General features: G+C 67.3%; 7 protein-coding genes. 4 read left to right on the forward strand and 3 right to left on the reverse strand.

The genetic code is table 11. The features are described 5' to 3' along the window. Positions 1-263 precede the first annotated feature (263 nt). Positions 264-3,452: an ATP-binding protein gene (locus EER27_RS12675; RefSeq protein WP_223807315.1), complete on the forward strand. Its 3,189-nt coding sequence runs from the start codon at positions 264-266 to the stop codon at positions 3,450-3,452. Positions 3,453-3,485: 33 nt separating this feature from the next. Here the strand turns inward: EER27_RS12675 and EER27_RS12680 are convergent, their stop codons facing one another. Beyond that, complete coding sequence (locus tag EER27_RS12680) at positions 3,486-3,905, reverse strand: DUF4124 domain-containing protein (protein ID WP_223807316.1); 420 nt, start codon at positions 3,903-3,905, stop codon at positions 3,486-3,488. Between the two features lie 351 nt (positions 3,906-4,256). Here EER27_RS12680 and EER27_RS12685 point away from each other — a divergent pair, with 351 nt between their 5' ends. The 3 genes from EER27_RS12685 (at position 4,257) to EER27_RS12695 (ending at position 8,604) form a co-directional block, all read left to right on the forward strand. Next, on the forward strand, positions 4,257-6,149 hold the full coding sequence (locus EER27_RS12685; RefSeq protein ID WP_123088471.1) for an esterase/lipase family protein: 1,893 nt from the start codon (positions 4,257-4,259) through the stop codon (positions 6,147-6,149). A gap of 331 nt (positions 6,150-6,480) precedes the next feature. Continuing rightward, on the forward strand, positions 6,481-7,848 hold the full coding sequence (locus tag EER27_RS12690; protein ID WP_123088472.1) for a PQQ-dependent sugar dehydrogenase: 1,368 nt from the start codon (positions 6,481-6,483) through the stop codon (positions 7,846-7,848). Between the two features lie 114 nt (positions 7,849-7,962). Beyond that, on the forward strand, positions 7,963-8,604 hold the full coding sequence (locus tag EER27_RS12695) for a glutathione S-transferase family protein (protein WP_123088473.1): 642 nt from the start codon (positions 7,963-7,965) through the stop codon (positions 8,602-8,604). Positions 8,605-8,743: 139 nt separating this feature from the next. On the opposite strand, the gene ligD is transcribed toward EER27_RS12695, so the two are convergent. After that, positions 8,744-11,263 (reverse strand): DNA ligase D, encoded by a 2,520-nt coding sequence (gene ligD, locus EER27_RS12700; protein WP_123088474.1) that lies wholly within the window; start codon positions 11,261-11,263, stop codon positions 8,744-8,746. A gap of 87 nt (positions 11,264-11,350) precedes the next feature. Next, a complete protein-coding gene (gene ku, locus EER27_RS12705) occupies positions 11,351-12,358 on the reverse strand; it encodes a non-homologous end joining protein Ku (protein WP_123088475.1) in 1,008 nt (335 codons plus the stop codon). Positions 12,359-12,568: the final 210 nt, after the last annotated feature.

The following is a 12,568-nucleotide window of genomic DNA, read 5'->3' on the forward strand; positions in this document are numbered from 1 at the left end:
CATGTCCATGGATTCTCCTGCGGCGGGTGCTGAAGTGGCGGTGACCGTACTGTGCAACTTCAAGTCGACTTTAAGTCAAGCGGGCGCGGGGCTTGACTCAGGCGAGATGGTGCAGCGCTACTGCATCCGGGCGGCCACCGCGACAACCCGATGCGGCGCGCGACGGCGCGCTCATCGCTGGCGGGTCGTCCCACCAGATGCGCCCTATCCGGTGGGGCGGGCCACGTTCCGGCCCCCCGGCTTCGCCCACCCGTGGCCCGTCGATGCCGACCGGGCTGACTTGCGCATGGCCCGGGCGTATGGTGACTACCGACTGCGCCCGAGTTCGACGCAGTGCATGGATGTCCTGTTTGTTTCTGGCGCTCGCAGGGACGGAGGGGAACATGAGCGACGAGGGAACGTTCGCGCCAAGCCCGAGTCTGGCTGCCCGGTTGTTTGCCGGGACGAGCGAGATGGCCGCGCTCATTCGTGATCGGGATTGGGCCAGTACGCCGCTGGGTCCGATCGAAGTCTGGCCGCAGAGCCTTCGCACTGCCGTCAGCATCTGCCTGGGGTCGCGGCATCCGATCGTTCTGTGGTGGGGACCGGAACGCTGGATGTTCTACAACGACGCGTATCGCCCGATGCTGGGCGCAACCAAGCATCCGCAGTTTCTCGGCGCCTCCGGTCAGGCGTGCTGGGAAGAGATCTGGGACGTCATCGGCCCGATGATGGACCAGGTCCTGGAGACCGGCGAACCCACCTGGTCGGAAGACCTGTTCCTGCTGATGCTGCGCTACGGCTATCTCGAGGAGACTTACTTCACCTTCTCCTACAGCCCGATTCGGGACGAGTCGGGCCAACCCGTCGGCATCTTCAACGCCTGCACCGAAACCACGGCACGCGTACTGAGCGAGCGGCGCATGAAAGCGCTGCGCGAGATGACCATCGAAGCGCGCAGCGCCGAGGAAGCCGCCCAACGCTGTGCGGACGTACTGGCCGACAACGCGCGGGACGTACCCTTCGGACTCGTCTACCTGCTCAATCGCGCCGGCAATCGCCTGGACCTCGCCGGACGCGCGGGGCTGGAGCCGGGGACAGTGGCCGGTCCTGCCTGTGTCCCGATGGTGGAGTTCGACGCGGCCACCTGGCCGTTGATGGAAGTCATCCGCAGCGGGCAACCGATACTGCTGATCGACCTCGCGCAGCGGTTCGACAGCCTGCCATCGGCGCCCTGGGGAGAAGCACCACAACAGGCGATGCTGGTTCCGATTGCGCGGCCAGGCTCATCCGTGCCCGCGGGCGTACTCGTCCTGGCGATCAGCCCGCGGCGGATCTTCGATGACGCGTACCGACGCTTCTTCGAGCTGATCGCCAATCATGTCGCTGCCGCGGTATCCAATGCCCGGGCGTACGAGGAGCAGCGCGAACGCGCCGAAAAACTCGCCGAACTGGATCGCGCGAAGACCGTGTTCTTCAACAACGTCAGCCACGAGTTCAGGACACCGTTGACACTCATCCTCAGCCCGGTCGCCGACGCCCTGGGCGATCCGACGAAGACCCTGCAGGGCGAGGCGCTCGCGTCCGTGCATCGCAACGCATTGCGGTTGCTACGTTTGGTCAACAGCCTGCTGGACTTCTCGCGGATCGAAGCCGGGCGGCTGACTTCGTCATTCGAGCCCACCGACCTGTCGATGCTGACCGCCGGGCTGGCCAGCTCGTTCCAGTCGCTGGTGGAGTCGGTGGGCCTGAAGCTGGTGGTCGACTGCGCGCACCTGCCCGAGCCCATCTACGTCGATCGGTCCCAGTGGGAAAAGATCGTGCTCAACCTGATCTCCAACGCGTTCAAGTTCACGTTCGCGGGCGAGATCGTGGTGCGACTCCAGGTGACCGACATCGATGCCATCCTGACCGTTACCGACACCGGCACAGGTATCCCGGCCGATGAGATGCCCAGGATCTTCGAACGGTTCCACCGCATCGAGGGCGCGCGAGGTCGCAGCTTCGAAGGTACCGGGATCGGCCTTGCGCTGGTCCAGGAGCTGGTCAGGCAGCACGGCGGCGTGATCCACGCACGCAGCGTCCTGGGGAAGGGAAGCACCTTCACCGTTTCGGTACCCCGCGGGGCAGCGCACCTTCCGGTCGACCAGATCACCGCGGGCGACCACCTGACGTTCAACACCGTGGCGACATCGGACCTTCTGGAAGCGACAAATTGGATCGGCGAACCTCCGTCGGAGGACGCCGCCGCACCGGCGACGTCGCCTGCGCAAGCCGGCAGCGGGCGCACAGATCGCGCGCGACTGCTGGTGGCCGATGACAACGCCGACATGCGCGACTACCTCGTGCGCCTGTTGTCACCCCGGTGGGAAGTCGAGGCGGTCGTGGACGGCGTGGAGGCGTTGTCGAGCGCGCTGCGACAGCCGCCGGACCTGGTGCTGAGCGACGTCATGATGCCGCGCATGGACGGCGTTTCCCTGCTCAGGGCGCTGCGCGACGATCTGCGCACGTCGACCGTCCCGGTGGTGCTGCTGTCGGCGCGGGCTGGCGAGGAAGCCATCGTCGCGGGCCTGGAAACGGGTGCCGACGATTACCTGGTCAAACCCTTTTCTGCGCGCGAACTGATCGGCCGGGTGGGCACCCATCTCGAGCTGGCGCGGGTGCGCCGGGCCGCGACGGAAACCGCCCGGGTCCTGGCCGAGACACGTGCCGCGCTGCTGCAGGACATCGAGCGCAAGAACGAGGAACTGGAAGCCTTCAGCTACTCGGTTTCCCACGACCTTCGCGGCCCGCTGCGTGCGATCGACGGCTTCAGCAAGATTCTCCTGGACGAGTACGCACCAGAGCTTCCCGCCGACGCCCAGGATTGCCTGCGCCACGTGTGCGATGCCACCCGGCGGATGGGCGAGATCATCAATGACCTGCTCAGCCTGTCGCGTGTCTCGAACGTCGAGCTGGCCGATGACGCCGTCGACATGACCCAATTGGCGAAAAAGGTTGTGTCGAACCTGCGAAGGCACGATCCGCAACGGGTGGTCGATGTGAACATCGCTGAGGGAATGACGACGCGCGGCGATTCACGCCTGCTCGAGATCGCCTTGGAGAACCTCATCGGCAACGCCTGGAAGTTCACCTCCAAGCGGGACCGGGCGCGCATCGAGATCGGCGTGGAGCGACAGGGCGTCGAATCTGCGTTCTTCATTCGCGACAACGGAGCCGGCTTCGACATGGCCGACGCGCAGAAACTCTTCGCGCCGTTCCAGCGCCTGCATTCGGAAGCGCAGTTCCAGGGCACCGGCATCGGACTGACCACGGTCCATCGCGTCATCTCCCGTCACCGGGGCCGCATCTGGGCGACCGGCGCGATCGACGAGGGAGCGACGATCCGCTTCACGCTCGCCAGCAACCAACCTGTCACCACCGGCGAGCACGCCGCAACAATGGGCGCCCATCACGGGGCGTTTGTCACGTGATCGCGATGGCGTCGCGCAGATTGCCTGCTGCGATCACTTGCAGGCCTGGTACACCTGCTCGTGCAGCCAGTGGCGCGTCCGGGGAGACACCTGGGCGGAAGGGTTCTGGTAAAGCCGTCGATCGCGCTCGGCGCGCCAGAATCCGCACCGCGACGGCTGCTCCTCCTGCTGGATGACCGCTGCCACGCCTTGCGCCTGCCCACCGGTGCTTGCGTAACGACTTGCGTATCGACTGTCCGCGTCGTAATTGCGGGGGACGTATTCGCGCGGTCGTTCGTCGTACCTGGGCATCGGATCGGACTTGGCCATCCAGGAACGGGCGACCTGATCGGTAGGTGCACAGGGCTCGTTCTGATAGCTGGTGGCACCGTTGGCGGCAACACACTTGTGGACCTGCTGGGCACTGGCAGCAGCAGGCAGCAACATCAGCACAACGGCAACGAAACGGATCACAAGGGCCTCCTGTCCTGGCGGTCGATGCGCGATTGTCGCGCTCGGGCCGAAGTGCCGGCAAGACACTCATGCTGTCGGACTTTGGGTTCGGTTCACGCAGTGCACGCGCACCGCACGTTCGCTGGGCCTGCTCGCCTCGGCGAAAGAGTGTCGAGTGACCACGCGCCACCGTGCACGCGACGGCCCCGAACGCGCGCATGCGGTACCGTGTGCGCCGATCGATTCGCCCCGAATTTCCCGCTCCGCCTCGCCGGGCCCTGTGCCCAGGTACCGCGGCGCCATCGCGAACCCTTGCCCATGCCAACGACACGACGCGCCGTACCTCCACCGTTCCGGTCCAATCGCCGCGGCGTGCTGCCGCGGCTGGCAGCCATCGTGTTGCTGCTGCTGTTCTCCAGCGGCTGCGCGATGGTGCGCGTCAGCCAGTCCCGCGATGCCGATGCACCGGCCCAGGCGCGTGCGTATCGCGACAAGGGCGATCTCAGCGCGGATGCGCGCGAAAGCCTGGGGGTGATCGGGCTGCATGCCGATGCCTGCGAGCAGCAGTTCGCACAGTGCGTGGAGCAGTTGGAGCGCACCGACGCGCTGCCACTCGAACGGCGGCTGGCAACCCTGGCCGAGATGTGGATGAAATCCGATGCCGCGCGCGAGGGCCGCGACGAAGGCGTGATGCTGACCGACGCCGGCTTCGATGCCCTTCTCACCGCCGCGCGTCACGCCTATGCCTATCTGTTCCTGACGGGGCGCAGCCCCGGCGAGCGGGCATTCGAGCAGCGCCAGACGCGCGTGCAATTCATCTACGAACTGGCCACGCGACGCGTCGTCAGCGCGATGTTCGCGCAGTACGCCCAACAGCCGGCTACCGGCGCCGCCCCACCCACCCACGTCGAACGCGCCGGCTGGCGCATCGGCGTCGATCTGTCGCGCACGGCAGATCCACGCGGCGATGTGGTGGCGACCGAGCTGTTGCCCTCGCCGACCCTGGGCTTCAAGGGCATCCGCTCGCAGTACCGGCGCGATGGCCTGGGCTCGGCGTTCGTGGCGGTGCTTCCCGCCGCCGCCGCCGATGCGTCCTACGCCACGCCCGGGTACCTGCCGGTGACTGTGGTGCTGAAGTTTCCCCGCCACGTGGCATCCGCGGATGCGGTGCCGGCCGGCACCGACAGACAGGCGTGGCTGGAGGTCATGGATCCGCTGCGCAACGAGCGGGTAAGCGTCGAGGGCAAGGACTACCCGCTGGCGGCCGATTTCACGGCGCCGTACGGACTGTGGCTGGCGCGGTCGGGCTATGCAAGGCAATCCCTGCGCTCGCTGGCCGGTCGCCCTGGCGGGCGCTCCAAGGCCGAAGTGCTGCTGATGCAACCCTACGACCCCAACCGCCGCGTCCTGGTCCTGCTGCATGGCCTGGCCAGCAGCCCCGAGGCCTGGGTCAACCTGGCCAACGAGATCATGGGCGACACGCGACTGCGCGAGGGCTACCAGATCTGGCAGGTCTACTACCCGACCAACCTGCCGGTTCCCTACAACCGACGCATCATCGAGCAGCGCATCCGCGAGACGTTCGCCGCGCTCGATCCCAACGGAACCGCGCGGGCCTCCCGGGACGCGGTGCTGGTCGGGCACAGCATGGGCGGCGTGATCACCCGTCTGCTGGTCGCCCCCAGCGGCGACGATGTGTGGCGGACGCTCTGGCCCAGCAAACTCGACAGCACGCCCGACGGCCGGGCGCTTGCGCAGGAAGTCTCGCCCTTCCTCCGCTTCGATCCCCTGCCCCAGGTCAGCCGTGTGGTGTTCCTGGCCTCGCCGCACCGCGGCACACCGCTTGCCGATGGCTGGGTCGGTCGGATGGTGTCCAAGCTGGTCCACCTGCCCGTCGACCTGCTGGTGCAGGACGAGGACATCATCGACGAGATGGGCAAGGTCGACTCGGGCGACACCGGCCAGGCAGTGGCACTCAACAGTATCCGCACGCTCAGCGACAAGAGCCGGTTCATCCGAGCGACCCGTGACCTGCCGATTTCCCACGGTGTCCGCTACCACAGCATCATCGGACGGCACGATCTGGCGGTACCGCTCCTGCAATCCAGCGACGGCGTGGTGCCGTACGCCAGCGCGCACCTGGACGGCGCCGGCTCCGAGCTGGTGGTGCATTCCGGGCACAGCGTGCAGGAAACCCCCGCGGCGATCCTGGAACTTCGCCGTGTGCTGACCGAGCACTTGCAGCAGGCTGCCGCCGGCCACTGACGCGCACGACAGGCGGCGGCCACGATGCGCGTGTCACGTTCCGGCTGCCGACTCCTCCCACGTGGGCAACGCCCCGAGTGATCCCGGCGGGCGTGGCCACCGGTGGGCACCGGCGCGCAAGCGCTGACACGCCAGCATGGACAAGGTGCTCACAACACTGAACGCCCCACCGGGCGCGTCGGATCGACGCAGGCCCCGGCGACACTGCGTAGACAGACGTGCCGGTACGGTCCGGGCAACCACCGGTTGCTGTCTGCACCGGCGGACCCGATACGACAGGCGGCTCGGCCAGCCCGGCCTTCCCCATCGATCGGAAACCGGACGCAGCGCCATGAAGCTCCTGCACCGCACCGCACTCGTGTCCTCCACCGCAGCGATCGCCGTGGCCCTGGGACTGTCGGGTTGCGTCGAGCACGCAACGCTCTCGGTGGCCGATGGCACCGGCACGAATCCCAAGCTGCCGCCGCCCAATCGCACCGTCCTGCCGACCGTGAACATCGCCCCTGCCACGGGCTGGCCGGCCGGCGTCATGCCGACGCCCGCCGCAGGGCTGATGGTGGGTTCTTTTGCCGATGGCCTGGATCATCCGCGCTGGCTGCACGTGCTGCCCAACGGCGACGTGCTGGTCGCCGAAAGCAACGCGCCTGATCGCCCCGTGGAACAGCGCGGACTCAGGGCGAAGATCATGGGCAGGGTGATGAAGCGCGCAGGCGCCGGCGTACCCAGCGCGAACCGGATCACCCTGTTGCGCGATGTCGACGGCGACGGCCGCGCCGAATTCCGATCGACCTTCTTGCAGGGTCTGAACTCGCCGTTCGGCATGGCGCTGGTGGACGGCCAGCTCTACGTCGCCAACACCGATGCGCTGGTGCGCTTTCCGTACAGCGACGGCCAGACGCGTATCGACGCCGCACCAGCGGTGGTGACACCGCTTCCGGGCGGACCCCGCAACCATCACTGGACCAAGAACGTCATCGCCAGCCCGGACGGCACGAAGCTGTACGTGACGGTCGGCTCGAACAGCAATGTCGCCGAGCACGGCATGGACGAGGAAGTGGACCGCGCGGCGATCCTGGAGGTCGACCGACGCGCCGGGACCTACCGCGTGTTCGCGTCGGGCTTGCGCAATCCCAACGGCATGGCGTGGAACCCGGCCGATGCATCGCTGTGGACGGTGGTCAACGAGCGTGACGAGATCGGCAGCGACCTGGTGCCCGACTACCTGACGTCGGTTCGCGATGGCGGGTTCTACGGCTGGCCCTACAGCTACTTCGGCCAGCACGTCGACACACGCGTTACGCCGCCGCGTCCGGACCTGGTCGCCAGCGCCATCGTTCCCGACTACGCGTTGGGGCCACACACCGCGTCGCTGGGATTGGCGTTCCACCGCGGCGGGCTGCTGCCATCAACCTACGGCAACGGCATGTTCATCGGCCAGCACGGCTCCTGGAACCGACGACCGCGCAGCGGCTACAAGGTCATCTTCGTTCCCTTCGACGGGTCTCGTCCCGCCGGCCCGCCAGTGGACGTGCTGGATGACTTCGTCGACGGCGCAGGCAATGCGCGTGGTCGACCGGTCGGCGTGGCGATCGATGGCAAGGGCGCCCTGCTGGTATCGGACGACGTGGGCAACGTGGTGTGGCGCGTGACGCCCGCTGCGCCGGCTGCATCGACCGGCGATGGAGACGCATCGCGGTGACCCTACTGATCGCGCCGGTGCGTCGATTGACGGCGGCCAGATCAACCAGGATCTGCTGACACCAGAGCGTCGGTGCGCTCCGCGGCAGGGAAGCGTCAACGAAGGAGCGTCACCATGCTCAAGCTCTACGGCTTCTCGAAGGTCAACGCCGGCGCGCGAGGCCGCACCCGCGACCTGCGCGTGCTGTGGGCGCTCGAAGAGATGCAGCTGCCGTTCGAGCTGGTCGGCATGGACCACCCCGCACACGGCCTGAGCACCGAGGCCTATCGCCAGCTCAGCCCCTTCGAACAGATCCCATCGATCGACGACGACGGGGTGGTGCTGTCCGAATCCGCCGCCATCCTCGTCTACCTGGCGAAAAAGTCCGGCCGCCTGATCCCCGGCGACCCCGCCGGCGAGGCGCAGGTGATGCGCTGGTGCTTCGCCGCGATGAACTCGGTCGAGCCACCGCTGCTCAGTCTGCTGGTGCTGGACTGGACGGCGGATGGCAGCTGCGGCAAGCACCGCAAGTTCCTGGTCGGCTGGGCGAATCGGGTACTGACGAACCTGGAGCGCTGGTTTGCCGACCGCGATTTCGTCGCGACACAAGGTTTCAGCATCGCCGACATCCTGATGGCGCACGTGCTCTCGGGCATCAAGGACGAGGGTTTGATCGCGCGGTATCCGGCTGTCGCCTCCTATCGGGATCGGTGCCTGGCTCGGCCTGCGTGGAAGCGGACCATCGCGGCGTACTGCGCGCGGGTCGAGGCGGGATAGATCGTCATCGTCGGCAAATCGCGCTCGAAGCCACCTCCGCCGCAAAGCTCCGGCTCGCTGTGCCGACTGGGATTCAATTTCCTCTTACTCTCGCGGCGTCCAATGCGCCGTCCATGATCGGTGGCGGCCCGGATGCGGCCTAGTGCGTTGCCCATTGCGACAGATCCTGCAGGATCTCGTCGATGCCTTGCCACGGGTCCTTGCGCCGTCGCTTCAGCCGTGCGGGCACGTCGCCCAGGGTGTAGGCGTCGGGCCGGGACAACCGCGAAAGCTGTGTCCAATCCAGTGGCATCGCCACCGGCGCCCCCTCCCGGGCACGCAAGGAGTAGCTGGCGATGCTGGTGGCCCCGCGACCGTTGCGCAGGTAGTCGACGAAGATCCGGCCGTGCCGGCGTTTCAACGCGGACACGGCGATGTAGCGTCGTGGATCCGCTTGCGCCAGCGCATCGGCGAAGCCGTGCGCGAACCGCTTCACCAGCACCCAGTCGCAACCGGGATTAAGTGGAACCACCACGTGCAGGCCCTTGCCACCGGTGGTCCGCAGGAACGATTGCAAACCGACTCCGGCGAGCAGGTCGCGCACGTGGCGGGCGGCATCGCGAACCTCGCCCCAGGCCACACCGCTGCCGGGGTCAAGATCGAACACCACGCGATTGGCGACATCGGGCGACTCGGCCATGGCGCCCCACGGATGAAACTCCACGGCGTTGAACTGCACCAGCTCCAGCAGGCCCTCGGCGTCGCGCACCACGAGATAGTCGGCCTGGTTGCCGGCGTCTTCCTTCAATGGCACCAGATCGACGCGCTGCATTCCGGCCGTGTGGTGCTTCTGGAAGAAGCAGGCCTTTCCCGTACCGTCCGGGCAACGCACCACCGACAGCGGACGCCCGACGATCTCCGGCAAGAGCCAGTCGATCACCTTCGTGTAGTAGTCGACCACATCGCGCTTGGTGTACCCGCGGTCGGGATAGACGATCTTTCCGGGGCTGCTCAGACGCATGGCGGTTGCCTCGCTGCGTGCTGCGGGTTTGGCTGTTTCGGCATCGGCATCGGCATCGCGGTTGGCGCGGTTTCGTTCGACCAGTTCGGCCACCTCGCGGTCCAGCCGCACCGCCTTCAAGGACGGTTGGCGAAGCAGGCCCGAGCTCGAGATGCCCCGGTGGAACGCTTCGACCACGAACATCGGCGCGAACCAGCGGGCCCCGCGCAGTTCGCGTGCCTCGCGCTCGCCCACCAAGACGCTGGCCTTGCTGGTACCGGACTTGCCGATGCGCGCGGTCAGGTCGCGCACCTGCGCGTCGCTGAAGCCCGAGCCGACGCGCCCGGCATAGCGCCAACCGTGGCGCGGATCGGAGCGCGCCAACAACAGCGATCCCAGCCCACCTCGCCCCCCTTTTCCCGGCATGTAGCCCACCACCGCGAAATCTTCCGATGCCACGTGCCGCGTCTTGCGCCAGTCGTCGCTGCGACCGGTCCGGTACGGCCGATCCCCGCGTTTCGACACGATGCCCTCGAACGCCTGCGTGTCTGCCAGCGCGAAAGCGGCGGCGCCATCGCCGGGGATGTGCGAGCTGAAGGCCAGGTGCGGACCGGCACCGGACAGCAGGCGTTCGAGCAGGTGCTTGCGTTCGGTCAGAGGGGACTCGTCGATGGCCTGCCCCTCCAGATGCAGTAGATCGAACAGCACGTAACGAAGCGCGCCCTGCTTCTGTCCGGACAGGATGGCCTGCAGGCGCCCGAAGTCGTCCCGGGTTCCACCGCCGGCGATCAGCTCGCCGTCGAACGCGGCGTCGCGCACGCCGAGCCGTTCAAGCGCGGTGGCGATCTCGGGCAGCTTGCGCGTCCAGTCCAGCCCGTTGCGCGACCAGACGTGCGCCCGACCCGCGACCAGCGTGACACCCATGCGGTAGCCGTCCCACTTGATCTCATGCACCCAGTCGTCACCGCCCGGTGGGGCGCCGACCGGTTTGGCCAGCTGCAGCTCGAACGGCCTGGCCTGCAACGTCGCCTTGCGCGAACCGGCCAACCGCGACGCGGCGCCGGCCCAATCGCGCTTGCGCGGCGCGCGGGGCGACGGCGTTGCCGGCACCGCGGTCGGCCGCTTCGCACGGGCCGTGCGCGAACCCGCGTTCGACGGCTCGCTCACGCCCGTCAGCAGATCGTCCGCCTGGTGCGGGCCGGCCCACGCGTCGTTGTCCTTGATCAGCAACCACTGCGGCTGCCGGGCGGACTTGCCCGAACGGACCAGATGCCAACCGCCCTTGAGCCGCTGGCCGAACAGCTCGAAGCGCAGGTGGCCCTTCGCGAGCTGCGTTTCCGGATCGCCGTCGGTGGACCACACACCGGTATCGAAAAGCGCGACGTGCCCAGCACCGTACTGGCCCTTCGGGATGTCGCCCTCGAACTTGGCGTATTCGACCGGATGGTCCTCGACCTCGACCGCCATGCGCTTGACCGACGGATCGAAACTGGGACCTTTCGGCACGGCCCAGGACTTGAGCGCATCGCCGATCTGCAGGCGAAAATCGTAGTGGCGACGACTGGCATGGTGGAGCTGGACGACAAAAAGGCTGCGTTCGCCCGGCGGCAACGCCTTGCCGGGTTCGGGTTCACGGGTGTTGGCGAACTGCCGCTTGCGACGGTACTCGGTCAGGGTCATGGCGAGGACCCACCGCTGCCGTGGCGTGAGGCGCAAACCGGATCACGCGGCGCGTGATCACGCCGCACCGGGTCCTGCGGCACGGGGTCATGCCGCACTGCGTCGCGCCGACCCTGACGTGCCTTTTGCCTTCGCGGCCTTCTTGCGCACCGCTTTGGTGGCGGCGGCCTTCTTCGTTGCGGTCTTTCGCGCTGACGCGGGCGTGGCCGCAGGATTTCGCGTGGTCTTGCCTGCCGCCTTCTTCGCCGGTGCCGCCGTCGCGCCCTTCTTTGCCGTGGCGCTGCGCGATGGCGTACGGCGCTTGCTGGCGATGCTCTGCTGCAGCAACGACATGAAGTCGACGACATTGGTCGCCGCATCCTCGTGGCTGGCGGACTCCTCCTCGTCGTGCCGCACCACGCCGTGCGCCTTCATGCGCTTGCCTACGACGTCGTGCAGGCGTTCGCGGAACTCGTCGCGATAGCTGTCGGGCTTCCACTCTCCCGACATCGTCTCGATCAACTGCTCGGAGAACTGCTGCTCCTTGGCGGTGATGCGGTAGTCGCCGTGCTTTCCCGAAGGGATCTTGTACTCGTCGATGTCGACCAGTTCCTGTGGGTACCGCATCATCATCAACAGCAGCGCATCGCCCTGGGGCATTACTGCACACAGGTGCTCTCGCGTGCGGATGACCACCCGGGCCACGCCGATCCGGCCGGTCGAGGCCAAGGCTTCGCGCAACAGCACATAGCCCTTCTCCGCCTTCCGGGCCGGGACGAGGACGTAGGGCTTCTCGAAGTACTGCGGGCCGATCTGGTCGGCATCGACAAACGCCTCCACCTCGATCGCGTCGTGGCTTTGCGGTGCCGCCGAGCGGATGTCCTCGGGATCGAGGACGACGTAGCTGCCCTTGTCGTACTCGAATGCCTTGACGATGTCCTTCCACGCCACCTCTTCGCCGGTCTCGGCGTTGACGCGCTCGTAGCGGATCGGCGAGTTGTCGCGCGCGTCGAGCATGCGGAAGGAGATGTCGGTCCGGCGCTCACCCGACATCAGCGACACGGGGATGTTGAGCAGGCCGAACGACAGCGTGCCGGACCAGATGGGACGGGCCATGGCGGGCTCCCGTGGCAGCAATTGCATGGGGCCTGACTATCGGCCGCAAGGCGTGAGGTGCATGTCGAAACTCGACGAGCGCACCGTCGCGCGACGCCTTGTGCGTGTAGCGCGCGTGAAGGACTGCCTGGCGGCGCGATAGCGCTGACGGGGATGGCCCTGGGTGTCCGGGCCAATCCCTTCCCTTACGTTGCCTTGATCAGGGCGGTC

Origin of the sequence: Montanilutibacter psychrotolerans (assembly GCF_003719825.1) — a bacterium.
Classification (GTDB): Bacteria; Pseudomonadota; Gammaproteobacteria; order Xanthomonadales; family Xanthomonadaceae; genus Montanilutibacter; species Montanilutibacter psychrotolerans.

Excerpts from the sequence above, each read along its gene's own strand:
- EER27_RS12695 (WP_123088473.1), top strand. The coding sequence starts at position 7,963 with ATGCTCAAGCTCTACGGCTTCTCGAAGGTCAACGCCGGCGCGCGAGGC.
- ligD (WP_123088474.1), bottom strand. The coding sequence starts at position 11,263 with ATGACCCTGACCGAGTACCGTCGCAAGCGGCAGTTCGCCAACACCCGT.
- ku (WP_123088475.1), bottom strand. The coding sequence starts at position 12,358 with ATGGCCCGTCCCATCTGGTCCGGCACGCTGTCGTTCGGCCTGCTCAAC.
- EER27_RS12690 (WP_123088472.1), top strand. The coding sequence starts at position 6,481 with ATGAAGCTCCTGCACCGCACCGCACTCGTGTCCTCCACCGCAGCGATC.
- EER27_RS12675 (WP_223807315.1), top strand. The coding sequence starts at position 264 with ATGCCGACCGGGCTGACTTGCGCATGGCCCGGGCGTATGGTGACTACC.